The 17,233-nt window shown below is 67.5% G+C and carries 16 protein-coding genes, 1 tRNA gene and 2 pseudogenes; 10 read left to right on the top strand and 9 right to left on the bottom strand.

Features of this window, described 5'->3' with window-relative positions; all coding sequences use genetic code 11:
* Nucleotides 1–56: 56 nt before the first annotated feature.
* The 3 genes and pseudogenes from C3L37_RS00750 to nirK all read right to left on the bottom strand — a co-directional run bounded on the left by C3L37_RS00750 (nt 57) and on the right by nirK (nt 3,817).
* Complete coding sequence (locus C3L37_RS00750) at nt 57–416, bottom strand: DUF7344 domain-containing protein (RefSeq protein WP_129112715.1); 360 nt, start codon at nt 414–416, stop codon at nt 57–59.
* A 239-nt stretch (nt 417–655) separates the two neighbouring features.
* Nucleotides 656–2,647 (bottom strand): amylo-alpha-1,6-glucosidase, encoded by a 1,992-nt coding sequence (locus C3L37_RS00745; RefSeq protein ID WP_129112714.1) that lies wholly within the window; start codon nt 2,645–2,647, stop codon nt 656–658.
* Nucleotides 2,648–2,732: 85 nt separating this feature from the next.
* Nucleotides 2,733–3,817: pseudogene (nirK, locus tag C3L37_RS00740) on the bottom strand (copper-containing nitrite reductase).
* A 379-nt stretch (nt 3,818–4,196) separates the two neighbouring features.
* Between nirK and C3L37_RS00735 the strand changes: the two are divergent.
* From C3L37_RS00735 to C3L37_RS00710, 6 genes and pseudogenes are all read left to right on the top strand, one after another.
* The gene (locus C3L37_RS00735; RefSeq protein ID WP_129112713.1) at nt 4,197–4,709 is read left to right on the top strand and encodes a halocyanin domain-containing protein; all 513 of its coding nucleotides are present in this window, start codon (nt 4,197–4,199) and stop codon (nt 4,707–4,709) included.
* Nucleotides 4,710–4,806: 97 nt separating this feature from the next.
* Nucleotides 4,807–6,033 (top strand): 4Fe-4S ferredoxin N-terminal domain-containing protein, encoded by a 1,227-nt coding sequence (locus tag C3L37_RS00730; RefSeq protein ID WP_228546066.1) that lies wholly within the window; start codon nt 4,807–4,809, stop codon nt 6,031–6,033.
* A 45-nt stretch (nt 6,034–6,078) separates the two neighbouring features.
* Nucleotides 6,079–7,358, top strand: a pseudogene (gene nrfD / locus C3L37_RS00725) (NrfD/PsrC family molybdoenzyme membrane anchor subunit).
* A complete protein-coding gene (locus C3L37_RS00720) occupies nt 7,355–7,567 on the top strand; it encodes a hypothetical protein (RefSeq protein ID WP_129112712.1) in 213 nt (70 codons plus the stop codon). Before nrfD ends, C3L37_RS00720 begins: the two are co-directional and overlap by 4 nt.
* Before the next feature lie 151 nt (nt 7,568–7,718).
* Nucleotides 7,719–8,831 (top strand): Mrp/NBP35 family ATP-binding protein, encoded by a 1,113-nt coding sequence (locus C3L37_RS00715; RefSeq protein WP_129112711.1) that lies wholly within the window; start codon nt 7,719–7,721, stop codon nt 8,829–8,831.
* A 198-nt stretch (nt 8,832–9,029) separates the two neighbouring features.
* Nucleotides 9,030–9,884: an NAD+ synthase gene (locus C3L37_RS00710; RefSeq protein ID WP_129112710.1), complete on the top strand. Its 855-nt coding sequence runs from the start codon at nt 9,030–9,032 to the stop codon at nt 9,882–9,884.
* A gap of 18 nt (nt 9,885–9,902) precedes the next feature.
* Here C3L37_RS00710 and C3L37_RS00705 read toward each other — a convergent pair whose 3' ends face one another.
* A complete protein-coding gene (locus tag C3L37_RS00705; protein WP_129112709.1) occupies nt 9,903–10,622 on the bottom strand; it encodes an enoyl-CoA hydratase/isomerase family protein in 720 nt (239 codons plus the stop codon).
* A gap of 59 nt (nt 10,623–10,681) precedes the next feature.
* On the opposite strand from C3L37_RS00705, the gene C3L37_RS00700 reads away from it, so the two are divergent.
* Nucleotides 10,682–11,359, top strand: a complete 678-nt coding sequence (locus tag C3L37_RS00700) for a DUF7114 family protein (protein WP_129112708.1) — start codon at nt 10,682–10,684, stop codon at nt 11,357–11,359.
* 43 nt (nt 11,360–11,402) lie between these two features.
* Nucleotides 11,403–11,474, top strand: a tRNA-Thr gene (locus C3L37_RS00695).
* Between the two features lie 350 nt (nt 11,475–11,824).
* On the opposite strand, the gene C3L37_RS00690 is transcribed toward C3L37_RS00695, so the two are convergent.
* Nucleotides 11,825–12,217: an ArsR/SmtB family transcription factor gene (locus C3L37_RS00690; protein ID WP_129112707.1), complete on the bottom strand. Its 393-nt coding sequence runs from the start codon at nt 12,215–12,217 to the stop codon at nt 11,825–11,827.
* A gap of 95 nt (nt 12,218–12,312) precedes the next feature.
* Between C3L37_RS00690 and C3L37_RS00685 the strand changes: the two genes are divergently transcribed.
* Nucleotides 12,313–12,963 (top strand): DUF7509 family protein, encoded by a 651-nt coding sequence (locus C3L37_RS00685; RefSeq protein ID WP_129112706.1) that lies wholly within the window; start codon nt 12,313–12,315, stop codon nt 12,961–12,963.
* A gap of 59 nt (nt 12,964–13,022) precedes the next feature.
* Here the strand turns inward: C3L37_RS00685 and C3L37_RS00680 are convergent, their stop codons facing one another.
* From C3L37_RS00680 to C3L37_RS00670, 3 genes are all read right to left on the bottom strand, one after another.
* The gene (locus C3L37_RS00680) at nt 13,023–13,547 is read right to left on the bottom strand and encodes a hypothetical protein (RefSeq protein WP_129112705.1); all 525 of its coding nucleotides are present in this window, start codon (nt 13,545–13,547) and stop codon (nt 13,023–13,025) included.
* 95 nt (nt 13,548–13,642) lie between these two features.
* Nucleotides 13,643–14,083 (bottom strand): hypothetical protein, encoded by a 441-nt coding sequence (locus C3L37_RS24055; protein WP_164974625.1) that lies wholly within the window; start codon nt 14,081–14,083, stop codon nt 13,643–13,645.
* A gap of 876 nt (nt 14,084–14,959) precedes the next feature.
* Nucleotides 14,960–16,048 carry an LEA type 2 family protein gene (locus tag C3L37_RS00670; protein WP_129112704.1) on the bottom strand — a complete coding sequence of 363 codons (1,089 nt, stop codon included), beginning with the start codon at nt 16,046–16,048 and terminating at the stop codon, nt 14,960–14,962.
* A 221-nt stretch (nt 16,049–16,269) separates the two neighbouring features.
* Here C3L37_RS00670 and C3L37_RS00665 point away from each other — a divergent pair, with 221 nt between their 5' ends.
* Nucleotides 16,270–16,554 carry a hypothetical protein gene (locus C3L37_RS00665; RefSeq protein ID WP_129112703.1) on the top strand — a complete coding sequence of 95 codons (285 nt, stop codon included), beginning with the start codon at nt 16,270–16,272 and terminating at the stop codon, nt 16,552–16,554.
* Nucleotides 16,555–16,573: 19 nt separating this feature from the next.
* Here C3L37_RS00665 and C3L37_RS00660 read toward each other — a convergent pair whose 3' ends face one another.
* Nucleotides 16,574–17,197: a metal-dependent hydrolase gene (locus C3L37_RS00660; protein ID WP_228546063.1), complete on the bottom strand. Its 624-nt coding sequence runs from the start codon at nt 17,195–17,197 to the stop codon at nt 16,574–16,576.
* Nucleotides 17,198–17,233: the final 36 nt, after the last annotated feature.

Genomic DNA, 17,233 nt, shown 5'->3' with positions numbered 1-17,233 from the left:
CCGCGTCACGCGCGAGAGACGTCGTCTTCGCCTATCGGTTTTCGTGTTACTCCGCCTCAGACTTCGGAAGAGAGCACACGATACGCGTCCTCCGCCATGCGGAGGAGGTCGCTCACTCGCTGTCGGTCGCGCGTCACCCGCTTGCGCTTGAGATCGTACGCGAGCACGCCGGCGTCGGCCAACTTGGGGAGGTGGACGTGGTGCAGCGAGAGCGCGACCGTCTGCCTGTCGACCGCTCGACCGTCAGCCTCCCTCGTCTCCCGCGCCCGGATGTCGTCGACGAGCGTTCCGAGCGAGACGTCGTCGTCCAGCGAGTCCAGCGCCTCGACGACGTGCTGTCGTCGCCGATCTGCGAGAACTCTTGCGAGACTTTCTCTTCCGCCATCCTCCGCAAGTTGCCGTTTGGGAGCCGCCATCGGACTACTGGACGCGCCGGCCCGTAAAATACCCCGTCGACTGTTGTTTCAGTTTCAGATTATTTTCGAACCGGCTAAACTATCTCTCTAAGCTGAGAATTTCGGTCAGACCGCCGCTCGTCGGAGAAAGCGGTCCGCACCGGGTATCGGGACGACCGACCCGCTCTCCGACTCGCCCACCGGTGTAGGTTCGGGTTTAACCGCCGCGGACGCGCCGACGCTAGGCTTAACCGGCGGTTTCACCGCCAATCGAGCGCGTCGCGCGCGTCGACGCCGGGTTCGACCCGGATCGAATCGACCGCCCACAGGCAGGCCAGCGGCGCGGCGGCGGCCCACGCCTGCGGCTCGCAGGCGTCGCCGTAGGGGACCGGCACGCCGGTCTCGTCCCGGTCGAATCCGGCGAACAGTTCCGGTAGGCGATCGTTGCCGCGGGCGACGGCGGCGTCCAGTACGCCGCCCGCGACGCGTTCGGCCGTGTCCGACCGGCCGTAGCGGGCCATCCCGAGGACGACGATGGAGGTGTCGTGCGGCCAGACGCTGCCGCGGTGGTAACTCTGCGGATTGTACGCCCGGTGGGCGCTCGACACCGTCCGGATCCCCCATCCGGAGAACATGTCGTCGGCGACGAGCCGATCGACGACGCCGTCGGCCCGCTCCTCGGGGACGATGCCGCTCCACAGGCAGTGGCCGGGGTTCGTCGAGACGGTCGCGACGGGATCACCGTTCCCGTCGAGCGCGATCGCGTAGAACCCCTCCTCGGGGAGCCAAAATGCGTCGTCGAACGCCCGCGAGAGGTCCGCCGCCTCCGATTCGAGACGGTCCGCGAGATCGCAGTCGCCGACGACGTCCCGGGTGAGCTGCGCCGCCCGGCGCTTCGCGTCGTAGCAGTACCCCTGCGCCTCAGCGACGGCGAGCGGCCCCTCCGGGTGCGTCCCGTCGGGGTGGACGACGCCGTCGTCGCTGTCCTTCCACGCCCGGTGGGTGAGACCACCGTCGTCGCCCTCGTCGGTAGGGTATTCGAGGAAGCCGTCCCCGTCGCGGTCGCCGTACTCGTCGAGCCACGATAGCGCCCGCTCGACGTGCCCCCACAGCTCCTCGACGAACGCGTCGTCACCCGTCCGCGCCCACGTCTCGTGTACCAGCACGACGAACAGGGCGGTCGCATCGATCGTCCCGTAGTACGGCGAGTGGGGGACCTCCCCGCGAATCGCCAGCTCGCCGCCGCGGAGTTCGTGGAAGATCTTCCCCGGCTCCGCGGCGCGGAAGCCGTCGATCTCGTCGGCCTGGCGGGCCGCGAGGAATCGACAGGTTCCCTTCGCCGGCTCCGGGGACAGCGGGAGCGCCTGGTACGCTGCGATGAGCGAGTCGCGGCCGAACGGCGCGGCGAACCACGGCACGCCCGCCGCGAACACCGGCCCGTGCTCCGTTTCGAGGAGGAGTTCGAGGAGGTTCCGTCGGCTCTCTTCGAGCACGTCCGACCACCCCCTCGGAAGATCGGCGTCGAGGTCCGGGTCCGCCGTCGACTCGTTCCACCGGCGTTCGCGCTCGCGAACCGACTCGCGCGCGGCCTCGTACGCCGCCGCCGGGTCGTCCGACGGCTCGCTCGGACCGCCGGCCGGCCCGCCCGGATCGACCGCGATCGACACGTCCGCCGACTCGCCCGGATCGAGCCGGAGCGGGACCCGAACCGTCGCGTCGGCCCGCCCCTCGCCCCGCGAGGGAGACGCGGTCTCGCCGCCGGCGACCGTCACCGCCGTCTCCCAGCGTCGCTCGACGTCGTCCGGATCGTACCCGAAGGCGACGCGTCCGTCGCCCGATTCGACGGCGACGTCCCGCGCGCGCCCGGATCGGTGGTAGCCGCGCACCTCGAACAGGTCGTCGAACCGCGTCCCCAGTTCGAGTTCCAGCGTCTCCGTCGTCGGCTCGGCCTCGAAGTTCGTCACGCGAACCCGTTCGTACAGCCCGTCGGCGACTAACTGTCGCCGGGTCACCCCGAGCCGTCGCGCGCCGTCGACGCCGACGAGAGGGCTACAGCAGTGCAGGACGCGCTCGCCGGGGCGCGGGTGGACGACCGAAAGCGACTCCAGCGGTTCGCCGACCACGTCCAGTCGGTAGCGGTCGAGGTGTCGCGTGTCCCCGCGGTAAAAGCCGTCGTGCTCCCGGCTCCCTCGTCCGTCGGGGTCCGTCACGAGGGAGGTCGACCCGTTGACGACCGCGCTGTCTCGCATCATCGTTGTCGCGCCGTTTCCGCGCTCCGGCAATAACTCCTCTCAATCGCCCGCCCCGGCGGCGATGCGGTCGAGGGGGGTCGACGGTCTACGGGTTCTCGTCGTAGACGTCGGTGTTCTCCTCGCCCTGCACGTCGACTTCGGCGATCGTCCCGCGCCGGGCGGCGCGCGAGAGCGCGTGGTCGACGATCTTGACCGTGCCCGGGACGGGGAACTCCATCTCGCCGGCCGTGACGGTCCCCGGCGCGACCGGCGCGGTCTCGATGTTCCGATCGGGATCCGAAAGGAGGTCGCCGTCGCGGTAGTACCGGCTCCAGACGTTGCCGATCGGGTGCCACGAGCACAGCTTGTTCGGGCCGCCGTTGGCGAAGTACACCCGGGCAGTCTCGCCGGTCTTGGCCTCCATGGGACCAACGCCGTCCTCGATGAAGGCGTAGGCCTGCCCGTTGAACACGACGTACGTCGGTTCCTCCGCTTCCATCGAGTCGAAGTCGAAGGCGTGTTCGCTCTCCTCGCCGACCTCGCCGTCGGTGTAGATCTCGTGCTGTCCGAGTAGAACTCGTGGTCGACCTCGGGCAGCCCCTCCTCCGGCTCGACGAGGATCGCGCCGAACATCCCACACGAGATGTGCTGGTCCATGTTCGGGACCGCGCAGTGGTAGATGAACACGCCCTCGTACTGCGGCGAGAAGCTGATCGTCGCGGGATCGTCGCCGGGCGAGATCGTCGTCGCGTCGGCGCCGCCGCCGGGGCCGTACACGGCGTGGAAGTCCACGTTGTGCATCTCCGCGTTCGAGTCCTCGGGCACCTCGAAGGTCAGGTTCACCCGATCGCCGCGCCGAACGCGGAGCATCGGTCCGGGAACCTTCCCGTTGAACGTCATGTACGTGAACTCGACGCCGGGTTCGATCTCCGCGGTCAGTTCCTCGGTCCGGAGCGTGACGTCGTGCTCGCGCGGTTCGTTCCAGTCGACCGGGTCCGGAACGTCGGTCGGGTCCCGGGCGATCCGAGCGACGTCGACCTTCTGACCGCCGCCGTCTTCGGCCGTCCCGGTGGTCTCCGTCTCCTCGGCGGCACCGTCTCCCGACGACTCGGAACAGCCGGCGACCGCGACCGCGCCGGTCGCACCCATCGCCTGCAGGACCTGCCGTCGGCGTAGTTGGTAGTTGGTCATCGTCCTCAGGTGGGCGTACCCGTTCGAGGGCGATAAACCGAGAAGGCAATTCCCAATTCATCGAAATTATACGGATATATTTGTCCGGTTTTTTAAATTCAGCGCCTTATGGGTTTAGATCCGAGTTATCTCATCCGTATACGACCAACTATTCAAAATCGCAAGATATGGCGGGTCCGGGTCGCGCGGGCGGGCGCGATGACTGAACCACGATCGCATCCGAGATCGTGGACAGCGGCCGCGGAGGGGCCGCGACCCGCCGTTCGGACCGACGCGCCGAACCGGCGACGAACATGATCGGGCGCGTTCCCAGTTCGTGGAAATCAGCGTCACCCTTCAACGACCGTCCGCCCTGAGACCGGAGTAGAGGTAACAGATCATGACCCGACACGCACGCAACAGACGATCGTTTCTGGCGACGACGGGCGCGGTACTGACGGCGACTTTCGTAGCCGGGTGTACGGGCGGCGGCTCCGGCGGGGGCACCGACGACGGCAGGAGCGAGGGGACCGACGGGGACGACGGCAACGGCGGCGGGTCCGACGGCGGCGGCGAGAGCGACGTCGAAGACTGGATGGGAGACGCCAACAACTACGACGAGGTCGAGGACATGACCGGCGAGAGCGAGGTGACGGTCGAGGTCGGCGCCGACGACGGGTTCGCGTACGCGCCGGCCGCCATTGAGATCGACTCCGGGACGACGGTCGTCTGGGAGTGGACCGGCGAGGGCGGCGGTCACGACGTCGCCGACGCCGACGGCGAGTTCGAGAGCGAGCTGCTGTCGGACGCCGGCGAGACGTTCGAACACCCGTTCGAGGAGAGCGGGACGTACACCTACTCGTGTACGCCCCACGAGGCGCAGGGGATGAAGGGCGTCGTGGTCGTCGGCTGAGCGGAATCCACCCGATTCGTACCCGCGAAGGACCACCGACGACCACGCCCACCACCGACGACTGCACTCACCACCGACCCTTGATGACACAGACCACATGACCAGTGACGATTCGTCGATCGTTCCGGACGACGACGCCCGGCGACGGCGCATGGAACGCCTGCTCGACGAGACGGAGTTCGACACCGAACTCGGCCTCGAGATGGCGAGGGACGCCCAGCGGCTCACCGCGGGCGAGATAACGGAGGAAACGTTCTACGAACGACACCCCGACGCCGTCGTCGAGGAGTTCGGCGTCGACGACAGGGGCATCGAGCTGCTGGCGGAGTCGTTCGACGTCGACGCGGCGGCCGACGGAGCGGACGACGCGGACGGCGGGAGCCCCCTCTCGACGCTCGCGAGGCTGGCCGAAGACGGCGACCTCCCGCGACGCGAGGTGATGAAGAAGGGCGGCGCGGCCGCCGCGGCGCTCACGCTCGGCCTTTCTGCGAGCGGTGGGGACCGCGCGGCGGCCGTCGGCGACGACGGGGGCGAGGGGAAGCAGCTGGGGATGGTGATCAACCTCAACAACTGCGACGGCTGTCTCGCCTGCATGGTCGCCTGCCAGCAGGAGAACAACACCTCCGGCGGGGCCAACTGGATGTACGTCTTCACGTACGAGGACGAGGGGCAGGACGACGAGAACTTCCTGGTGCAGCCTTGCCAACACTGCTCGGACGCGCCCTGCGAGAAGGTCTGTCCGGTCGGCGCCCGCCACACGCGCGAGAAGGACGGACTGGTGCTCACGGACTACGACATCTGCATCGGCTGTCGGTACTGTCAGGTGTCCTGTCCCTACGGAGTCAACTACTTCCAGTGGGGCGAACCGGACACGCCGTACGGGGAGCTCGACGGCGACCACACCCACGACGAGCGGGGCAAATGGGTCGACAGCCGCCCGCCGAAGGGGACGATGGGGAAGTGTACGATGTGCCCGTCGCGCCAGGACGGCCACCGCGTGCGAGGACGCCTGCACGATGGACGCCATCCACTTCGGGGATATGAACGACCCCGAGAGCGCGCCCAACAGGCACCTCAGCCAGTACAAGGAGGACCAGGGGAACGATCGCTCGGACTTCGAGAACCGGAAGGGACACACCGTCTCGACGTTCCGGCTCCTCGAAGAGCGCGGCACCGACCCGAACGTCGTCTACGTCGGCAACGAGCCGTCCGAACACGCCCGACAGGTCGACGGACCGGTCACCTACGAGGAGGTCGGCCTCGTGGACAACCGCCGGGAGGAGGTCCTGGCGAACGGATCGATGGCCGGAGAGGAGGGGGGTGAGACCGCGTGAGCGCCGAAGTCGGCCGCGACGACCTCCTGCGACCGATGCGGTCGACGTCGAGGCGGTACCTCGTTCTCTTCGGAGCCGCGCTGGTCGCCGTCGGCGTCTGGGTCGCCGCGTACCTCCAGCAGCTCCAGCACGGACTGATCGTCACGGGCCTCGGCGACTGGGGGTCGGGCGGTGGCGTCCCGTGGGGGCTGTACATCGGCGCGTTCATCTGGTGGGTCGGCATCGCCCACGGCGGGATCATCCTGTCGGCGGCGGTCCAGCTCGTCGGGCTGGAAACCTACAAGCCGGTCGCACGGATGGCCGAACTGCTGACCATCGCGGCGCTCACCTGCGCCGGGCTGTACATCCTGATCCACGTGGGTCGGCCCGACCGCCTCGTGACGAGCGTCCTGCCGGCGTGGCCCTGGCGGGTCCACTGGTCGCCGCTCGTCTGGGACGTGACCGTCATCACGCTGTACTTCGTGCTGACCGCGACGTACCTCGCGCTGACGGTGCGGTACGACATCGTCCGGCTGCGCGACCGGCTCCCCGATTGGTTCGAGCCGCTCTACAGGGCGTTGACGATCGGCTACACCGAAACGGAGGACGCGGTCGTAGAGCGGATGGTTTGGTGGCTCGCCTTCGCGATCATCATCCTGGCTCCTCTCCTGCTCCACGGCGGCGTGATCCCGTGGCTGTTCGCGCTGCTCCCGTCGATGGCCGGCTGGTTCGGCGGCGTCCAGGGACCCTCGTTCCTCTCCATCGCGCTGACTTCGGCGATGAGCGGCGTGTTGATCATCGCGGCGGCCTTCAGGCGGGCCTACGGCTGGGAGGCGCTCATTCCCGTGGACGTCTTCCGCGGGCTGGCCAAGTGGCTCGGGTTCTTCGGCCTGCTGTTCCTGTGGTTACAGCTCCAGCAGGTCATCACCGGCGTCTTCGCCGCGCCGGAGAGCCTCACGCACGCCGCCGAGGTGAGAAGGTCACCACGCCGCTGTACTGGCTCGCCATCGGGCTCGTGATCGCCGCGGAGGCGTACATCCTCGCCTCGACGCTGAGGCCGTCGCTCTTCCGAATCCGCCGGATCGTCGCCGTGGCCGCGATGGTCCTCGCGGGGACGCTCATCGAGAAGGTCCTGTTCGTCGTCGAGGGGCTCCAGCACCCGCACTTCGGGCTCTACGCGAACGTCCCGGGCGGGTACGTCCCCTCGCCGATCGAACTCACGTCGGTGCTCGGGACCGTCGCCATCGTGACACTGTTCTTCATGGTCGTCGCGAAGGTCATCCCGGTGGTCGAACTGCACGCGATCGAAGACGCCCGCGAGGGGGGAGAGCCGTGAGCGACCTGTCGCTCTTCGGCCCCGGAACGTGGCTGATCTTCGGGATCGTGCTCGCCCCGGTGTACGGCATGCTGATCGCGTGGGCGATCGGCGAGCCGAGCGACCTGCGGACCGGCCTGCTCGGCGTCGGGTACCTCGTCGCGCTGACCTGCGTGCTCTGGGGCGGCCTCCTGGCGCTGACGCTCGTGATCGGGGTGATGTTCTTCTGACGGCGTCCCTGCGCGATCCCATCCCTCGCCCGACGGCACTCGCTCACGCGCACGAACTCGCATCGCCCGTCTCGAACTCGCATCGTCCGTCGAACGCTCGACGAACGCCCGACGAACGCAGACACCGACACCCACACCGAAACCCACCACCATGACCGTCTCAGACCGCGAACTCGAAGCGCGCCTCCGCGACGTCGAAGACCCGATGAACGGAGACGACATCGTCTCGATGGACCTGCTCAACGGCGTCTCAATCGACGACGGCACGGCGACGATCTCGCTGGCGTTCAACGCGCCCTCCTCGCCGGCCGAGATGGAGATCGGCGACGCGATCCGCGACGTCGTCGAGGATGCCGGACTCGAACCGAACCTCCGCGCCCGCGTCGGCGAGGAGCACGGCCTCGGCGACGACGTGCTCCCGATGGTCCGAAACGTCGTCGCCGTCGCCGTCGCCTCCGGCAAGGGCGGCGTCGGAAAGACCACGGTCGCTGCCAACCTCGCGGCCGGCCTGCGCAAGAAGGGCGCGCGCGTCGGAATCCTCGACGCCGACATCCACGGGCCGAACGTCCCCCGGATCCTCCCGGCCGACGGCGAACCGGGCGTGACGCCCGACGACGAGATCGTCCCGCCGCGATCCGACGGGGTCATGGTCATGAGCATGGACCACCTCACCCCCGACGGCGACGACCCCGCGATCCTCCGGGGACCGATGGTCAACAACGTGATGATGAAGTTCATCGCGGAGGTCGAGTGGGGCCGACTCGACTACCTGATCGTCGACCTCCCGCCGGGCACCGGCGACGCCTCGCTCAACCTCCTGCAGACGCTCCCCGTCGCGGGCGTCGTCGTCACGACCCCTCAGGAGATGGCCGTCGCCGACGCCAGAAAGGGCCTCAAACTGTTCGAGCGCCACGACGCGCCGATTCTGGGCGTCGTCGAGAACATGAGCGGCTTTCGCTGCCCGAACTGCGGGGACGAGCACGAACTGTTCGGCACCGACGGCGCGCGGGGGATCTGCGAGGACTACGACGTTCCGCTCCTGGGACGGCTCCCCGTCCACCCGACCTTCGGCACGGAGGGGGGCGACGGCCCGATCGTCCGCGACGAGGGGAGCCCGCTCCGCGACCGGCTGCTGGACCTCACGGAAACCGTCGCCGACCGGATCGGCGGGGAGAACCGTCGGCGGGTGGCCGAGAACGCGGCACCGACGGACGACGCGGTTCCGAGCGGCTCGCGGACGGGCGACTCGGAGGCGGCCGACTGAGGGGCGACGTCGCCCCCGCGTCCGCGTTCGCCCGGCGCGGTGCCGAATATAGTGCACTGGCGACGGCGTCGAGTAGTGTACGGGCGACGGTGTCGCTTCCGCACGGGCGGCGATCCCGACGGCCGCGCGCTGGATACTCGTCCAGAAATCGCGGCACACGGGGTGATTATTAGTCGTCCGCGGCCGTAGGAGGGAACGATGGAAACCGAGGGCACCGTCCTGTCCGACTCGGCACCGCTCGACCTCCGGCTCTCGGAGGACGAACTGGAGGCGACGCGCGAGCACGTCGTCGCGTTCATCCGCGACACGGTCGACGCGGCGAACGCCGAGGGGGCCGTGCTCGGGCTCTCCGGCGGCATCGACAGCACGCTGACCGCCTACCTCGCGGTCGAGGCGATCGGCGAGGCCGGGCTCCACGGGCTGGTCTTGCCGAGTGCGGTCAACGCCGACGAGAACATGAGCGACGCCGAGCGCGTCGCCGGGACGCTCGGCATCGCGTACGACGTGATCGAGATCGGACCGATCGTCGACGCGTTCGTCGCGGCGTTTCCGGGGATCGGCGACGAGCACGTCGAGTCCGACCCGGCGCAGACGGCGGTCGGGAACGTCCGCGTGCGAACCCGGGCGGTGTTGAACTACCTCGTCGCCAACTACGAGAACCGGATCGTCCTCGGCACCGGCAACCGCAGCGAGGCGCTCACCGGCTACTTCACTAAGTACGGCGATCAGGCGGTCGACTGCAACCCGATCGGGAACCTCTACAAACAGCAGGTCCGACAGCTCGCCGCGCACGTCGGCGTCCCGGAGGACCTCGTGACGAAGACCCCCTCCGCGGAGATGTGGCTGGGACAGACCGACGAGGAGGAGATGGGGATCGACTACGACGCCCTCGACGCGGTGCTCGCGCTGCACGTCGACGGGCCGCTGTCGAAGGCCGCGACCGTCCGGGCGCTCGGCGTGACCGAGGCGCAGGTCGACCGCGTCGTCGGCCTCGTCGAGCGGAGCGCGCACAAGCGCGAAACGCCGCCCGCGCCCGATCCGCTCCGTATCTGAGGGAGGGCCGGAGCCGGGTCACCCGTCGCCATCGGTTCGATCTCGACCGCCCCACTCGGCGGCGATTTCCCCGGCGTACCGCTTCATCAGCCGCTCGAACGCGATCGCCTCCGCGGCCTCCCGCTCGTCCCGACCGCGACGGTCGCGCAGGCGCTTTTTGATCGTCCGGAGAGCGTCCAGTTTGTTCGACGCGAGCGCTGCGACGACCGTCCGTGGGTCGGAGACGACCCGCGAGACGAGGCCGATTCGGAGGGCTTCCTCCGCGTCGACGACGCTTCCCGAGAGGGCGAAGTCGAACGCGTCGCCCTCGCGGAGCACGCGCCGGAGCCGGATCGTCCCGCCCCACGCGCCGAACAGCCCGAACCGGACGCCCGGCTCGGCGAACGTCGCCGCCGGCGTCGCCACCCGGAGGTCGCACGCGAGCGCGAGTTCGACGCCGCCGCCGCGGGCTGCGCCGTCGATCCCGGCGACGACGACGGGGTCCGCCGTTTCGATCGCGTCGGCGACGCGCTGGCCGCGGCGGGCGAACGACGCCGGGTCCGAGAGCTCCGCGAGCGCGTCGAGGTCGGCGCCGGCGCAGAAGGCGTCGCCCGCGCCGCGGAGGAAGACGATGGAGGCGTCGGTCTCGGTCACAGCCGTTTCGAGTTCGTCGAGGTCCGCGGGTCGGAGGGCGTTTCGTCGGTCCGGGCGGTCGAGCGTCACGGTCCGGAGTTCGTCGGCGTCGGTCGTACGGATCATGCGTGCACAGTCGCGTCGTTTCCAAAGGTCTTTGCCCTTGCCACCGTTAAACCGGGACGATGGATGACGCCGTGCGGGCCCGCGAAGCCGCGCGCGAGGCGCTCTCCGACATCGAGCCGGAGTCGTTGCGCGAGGTGCTCGACGACCGCCTCGTGGACGCTTCGATGACGCCCGGCGCGCTCGCGCTCTTGAGCGCGCGGGCGCTCGACCCCGGCGCGGACCTCGACGCGCTCGCGGAGCGGGCCGCCGGGGTCCAGTTGATCTACGAGGGGCTCCGTCTCACCCGCCGACTCGCGCACGACGAACCGTGGGTCGGCGTGCGCGAGGGCGACGTCCGCGCGGATCTGGAGATCCTCGCCGCCGACGTGCTCGTCTCGCGGGGCTTCTACCTCCTCGCGCGCACCGAGGCCGCGTCGCGGGCGGTCGAAACCGTCCGCTCGTTCGGACGCGATCAGACGGTCCGGCGGTCGCTCCCGGCGGCCGACCGACCGGCGCTCGATCGGAACCTCGAAGCCGACGTGTTCGAGCTCGCCGTCGTCGCCGGGGCGACCGCCGTCGACGACGGCCGAGAGCCTCCGGCCGCGCTCGTCGACTACGCGTCGAGCCTCGCCCGCGGGTACGACGGCGACCTCCCGCCCGCGGCGGCCGTCCTCCCCGACCGGGCCGCAGAGCGCATCGCCGCGTTCTCGGGGGAGCGGAGCGACGACCGCGTCCCCTCCTCGCCGACGGACGGGTAAATCGAAACGCCTAAAGACGAATCCGGCAAACCCACAGGTGCGCGCCTGGGTAGCTTAGCGGTAAAGCGCGTCCTTGGTAAGGACGAGAGCCCGGGTTCAAATCCCGGCCTAGGCTTGTAACGGTATCCCGAAGCCCGAGACGACTATCTTGGGTCTCTCCGTCTTCGCGCGCGCCGTTCTATCAGTAATTGGATAGATGTGTGGCTAGTTAGTGCTAGCCTCGCTTCCTCCAACTGTCTACCAGCCAATCCGCTGAAGGTTGGGGTGCAATCAATTCCTTGTGGGGCGATTCTATGTCATGCTCCGCTTCGTAAGCAACCTCGACGAACTGCCGGCTTTGAAGTGGTGTCCGTTAGCCGAAGATGGGATCCTGTTGTTGGCCGGGTAATCAGTTACGCCTGAAGTGGGGTGACATCACGAGAAGATTCCGAGTGAGCACTTCCGGGACAGAACCTCACATTCCTGCTAGTCGCTATATGCGTCGAGGAGGTCCCATTCCTCGCGCATCAGTTCTCGAACACCGTGTTCGAGAATCCCTTCCCCGAGTGAGGTGACCCGATAGTACGAATAGAGGCCTTCGGTGTCGGGCTGCTTCCGCTTTCGATTCTCGACGAGTCCCACATCGATGAGTGCGTCGAGATGGTAGTGGAGCGTGTTCGACGGGAGGTCGAGTCCCTGTTCGAGTTCTTTCGCACTGTGGGCACCCCGTTCAGCGAGGAAATGGAGAATCCGAAAGCGGGTTTCGTTCCCGATCGCTCGCTGCATGTCCAGATACTCGTCGAGAGAGAGGAGACTGTGCTCCGGCAGGAGTCCTGCCAAATCGTCCGCATCCGGGGACGAACGCTCGGATTCGGCCATATGCACTAGTTACGCAAGCAGACCCATAAGTGCTTGCTGACTCAGCACCCACAGAAAAGCAGCTTATTTATATATGGGTGAGAAATGCTGGAGTAATGCGCGACCGGCTGATCGGCGAACTCGGTGAGCTTGCCCACTCACGCTTTCTCGTCTATCTGATGGGACCATACAAAACGTTCGACGTCGATGCACTGCTGGACGCCGCAGAGAACGACGACCGAAAGGCGCTGAGTTCAATCCCCGAGACGGTAGATTTCGGTGCGCTTGTCGGGTCGGACGTGGATCTCGACCAGCAGGAAGCGGTGCTCGATCTGCTGCTGTACGCCCGCGATCGACTTCGGACTGAGCCTGACGTCAACGCGTTTCTGGCCATCGATATCGACATCCCGTTGGAGGAGATGGACGCGGCAACACAGAGCATCGAATTCGCGCTCGCGAGCAACGCTGTCATCTACATCGTCCCACGGATCGGTGATAACCTCGGTGTCGGCATCGAGACCGGCTCCGTGCTTGAGGCGATCTTTCGTGAACGCGATGAGCGAACGCCGACGGCCGCACATCAAGAACGAGTCCTGTTCGTCCATGAGTCTGGTGTCCGGAGTGCGATGATCGCTGCCGTCCAGGATCGGTGGGACGCTCGCGTCTACTCGTATGACGACCGCGATGATCTCGTCCATCAGCTCCGGTTGTTCGTCCGTGATCTCGCACGACGAGAACAACGTGGCGACCTCCCACAGCTCGATTGATACCCCCTCTCCGCCCTGCTCATTCCCGTCTTGCGGCAGTCGTTTCGTCTCCCATCGGGTCACTTCCCCTGTGCTCGCTCTTCGAGGAAGCTTCGCAGCTTCGACTCGAACGACGGCGGCGTCGCCCCGTACGACGACGCTGCAAACTCGACTACTTCCTCAACATCGGCTTCATCTAGTACCGTCCCCAGTCCGTAGAGTGCAGAGCGGGCGACCTCACTGTAGAAATCGTCTTCGTCGTAGCAGAACTGGCAGTCCTTCCGCCAGTAGTCGGGGACGAACTGCACGCCCAGTGTCTGACGTTTGGGGCAGATGCCTTTCCGGACCTTTCCTATGTTTCGGAAGTCAATCTGCCACGTTCCGTCAGGTGCGATCTCGACAACGAAGTACGCGCCGAGAAGCGCGTCGGCACCATGGTCTGCCGGTCGGTAGAGGAACGCCGTGTTGAGCGCCTTGTTCTTGTACCGGCCCGTGTGTATGTGGCCCGAGAAGTACGCTTTCCCCGCGAAGTGGTCCAGTAGCTCGGGATACCAGTAGTGGGTGACGAGGATTGCGCCGATCGTCTCCGCCGACGGGGGCCTCATCCACACCCGGACACGCGGAAAATCGCCGACGTCGAGGAGTACGACCGAGCGGCAGAGGACGATCCGACGGCCGTCGAGGCGGTCACGGGCTCACCCTACGTCGGATCGCTTCGAAGCACGTCGACTCCCCGGCGAACCAGCGAACCCGAAAAGAACGCGAGCAGTCCGAGGGCGAGGCCCTCGACTGCGAGGACGGTGAGCCTTCGCGGTTCCAGGAAATACGTGAGTTGCTCCGAGAACGACCGGTAGGACAACCCGGTGAAGGCGTGAAACGCTCGAAATCCGAGCAAGGGCGCGGACGCGACCAGCCACGCCGCGACCGGACCGCGGCGGTCGTACCCCGACAGGCCGGCGGCGACGACGCCGACGAGGGCGGTGCCCTCGGGGACGAACACGACGCCGCCGGAGACCGCGAAGACGCCGAGCGCGTACGCGACGGCGGTCGCCGCGAAGAGCGTGACGACGAGGATGAGCCAGAGACCGCCGCGGCTCCCGATCCACCCTCGACCGACGACCGAGCGACGCGGGGACGACATCGTCTCTCTGACGATCACGCGACACCTTAACTGATCGGAAGGGTCAAATGGCCGTTGTTCATATTTGCGACCTCGTCGCCTCTTCGAAACCGACGCGGCCACCGCGTTCGAGGCCGACGACGGAGGACCGCGACCCGGCGATCGACGGCGTTCGAACGAAACGGGACTCGGCTTCCGTACCAGTAGAGCGTAGACTCGTGACGTTCCGCCCGCAAAGCCCGCGCACGGGTGTTTTTGTGCCCCGGCCGTCGTGGTGACGATACTGACGGGGGCGGTTCTCGTCCGCCAGTTTCTGGGGGCGCGCGACGACGCGAGACACAGGTGGTCGGTCAGGACGGCCGACGCCCTCGGGCACCGTGCCTCGACTACCACCTTCGACGAATCCCGATCCGAGGTCGGCCGTGTCTGGGGCGTAACCCGATCCTACTCGATCGCAAGCCCAGCTTACCGACGTGAATCCGCTCGCAGAAGGGGGTGTGTCAAAGCGGAGGTCCCTCAGGAATCCTGAGTTACTTCCGAATAAGCCTAATCCGGGTAGACATATAAATTTTCGTAGGACGAGCGTCAGACAACCATATGGAATCCGACGAGAAACCATCGGTTACTCCGGTAGCAGCGGGTTAGCGGCGCGATCAACTCGGCCATTATTGCGTGAACGTTCCGCTCGCATTATTACGGTTCCGTCGGATCGACACGACGGGGCCCGGAAGAAGTGGTGTGTCAAAGCGCGGGTTCGGTCCTCCGAAAGCGCGTAACCGCAGGGCCCTGGACGGAGCGGGCGAACGTTTTTGATAGTCAGGGGTCCGAAGCCGACGGACGAGACCGCACGGAGAGCCGGCGAACGCCCCGCGGGCGCGGCGCTCGCACCCCGACGCGTCACGTCGCGACCGGCGGCGAACCCGACTGCGCGCCGCAGGTCGTTCCCGGCCGCTGACCGTCTTCGAGGACGGCGGTTCGGACCGTACAGCGGTGCGTCGCCTCGTCGTCCTCCGGAACGCGGATCGGTTCCCCCGCGCCGACCGGATCGACGACGAGTTGCAGCCGCGTTTCGATCGTCGAGCGCTCGCCGTTGCGGACGTGGCTCCGGAACCAGTCGTCGATCACCCGGTTGTCCACCGTCGCGGCGATGGTCACGTCGCGGGTTTCGCCGGGGAGGACGAGCCGGTCGTCGGTCGCGGCCTCCCGCGAGAGGACGCCCGATCCCGATCGGAAGAGCCGGACGCCGTTCGCGTCGGCGCGCAGCCTGAGACCCGTCGGCTCGACGACCAGCGGAACGGCGTCGCTCGGGTTGTGGATCCGAAAGCGAAACAGGACGGTCGTCCCGTTTCGATCGACGCGCCCCCACGTCGCCCGCGCGTCGCGCACCTCCGCGCCGACCGTGACGTCCCGTTCGACCCCGCCGTACCGGACGGATCGCGTGCGGACGTACTCGCCCTCCGTCTGCGCCGCCGCTCCCGAAATCGCGTCGCTGACCGGCGTGCGATTCGCGAAGTGGGTTCCGGTCGCTGACGACCGCTCGTACGTCCAGTCGCCGAACGGCCCGTCGATCACGGCGCGTCCGTGCGCCGTCGCGCGCAGCGTCTCGTCGTCTTCGACGAAGCGCACCCACCAGGCGGCGAGCCGGTCGTTCCGCAGGTACGTCGACTGCGTCTGCGTCGTGTTGCCGCGGGGCAGGTCGACCTCGTCCCAGCTCCCCTCGGCGACGGTGACGCCGTTCAGTTCGAGTCGGTAGTCGAGATCGAGCAGGTCGCCCGTCGTGATGCGGACGGGGTACGGGTTGTCGACCCAGAACGTGGTGACGACTTCCGTGCGTTGTTCGGTCACGTTCCCCCACTCGCCGGCGGTTTCGACCCCGGCCGACGGCTGCGGGATCGCCCCCGCGGAAGCCATCCACAAACCGCTTCCGGCGATCACGAGCGTGATCGCGGCGATACCGACGAGCAGGCGTCTGGTCCGCGTTTTCATGGTACGTTCGGGAACGCCGTCGCGATCTCCGTCGACGGATCGACGCGACCGACACAGATCGTCACCAGTGACTGTCGCGTCGAAGTACAAGAGCTTCGTGGCCGCGATCGACTACCCCCTCCTTCGCGTGCGCGAAGCTGAATGTATCTTCGACATATATGTTTTTACACATACATCATGGCCATAGCAGTATATACGTGAAAAGCGCGTCAACTACTAGCATGCTCGAAGGGACGAAGACGAAGGGGCGGGACGAGATCGAAGGAGAGGAGCCCGAAGAGTACGCGACGCTGCGGGACGAAATGAACCGGGTTCTCTCGCACCAGCGGGCGGAGGGGCGACGGATCGAAGTGCTGGAAGCCGAGGTGGCGCTGTTGCGACGGGCGATGTACGCGGGCGCGTCGAACGGGTTCGCCGGTCGGTGTGCGAGCTGCGACGAAGGCGCGCTCGTCCACGCCGAGGACGCGCTGTGGTGCACCTCCTGCGGCTACCGTCGTTATTTATAGACGGCGAGGCCGAGGCCGTTCACCGGAAGTCGTCGAGGAACCGTTCGGGGATGTAGACGAGCACCGGCGGGGGGAGCGACGTGACGAACCGTTCCGCGAACGCGACGAGTGACTTTCGGAGCAGCGCGTACGCCGCGGACACGGCGAGGGCCGCGTAGATGCCGGCTCGAACGGGACCGTCGCCCGCGCCGTCGAAGGCGACGATCGCGGGGAGCGCGAACAGGACCGCGAGCAGCAGGTCCTCGGGCGCGCCGTCGTAGCGAACCCAGCGGCGGGGAGCGATCCACCGGCCGCGGTAGTGGTCGTACACGGCCCGATCGGAGGTTCCCTCCCACGGTTTCAGCTCCAGTCCGCCGCCGAACGCGTCCATCGCCGAGTGCAGCGCCGCCGCCGCGAGAAACAGGGCGACGGAAACCGTCGCGGCGGTCGGGACCGCGGCGGCGAAACCGGCGGCGACGCTCGCGGCCGCGGCGTAGTAGACGGGATAGTGAAGCGTCTTCCGGTGGCCGGTGTAGAGATCGAAGTCGGGAAACAGTCCGCCGAGCGCGGCCGCCGCGACCGGCACGAGGCCGACGTCGGGGACGAACAACAGCGCGACGGCGGCAAGCACGACCCCAGCGAGGACGTGCGTCGTTGCCATCATCGACCGCCGTACGCGATCGGAGGAGATAGGACTGTC

Origin of the sequence: Halegenticoccus tardaugens (genome assembly GCF_004116405.1) — an archaeon.
Classification (GTDB): Archaea; Halobacteriota; Halobacteria; order Halobacteriales; family Haloferacaceae; genus Halegenticoccus; species Halegenticoccus tardaugens.
This window is presented reverse-complemented; position numbering and strand designations above follow the sequence as displayed.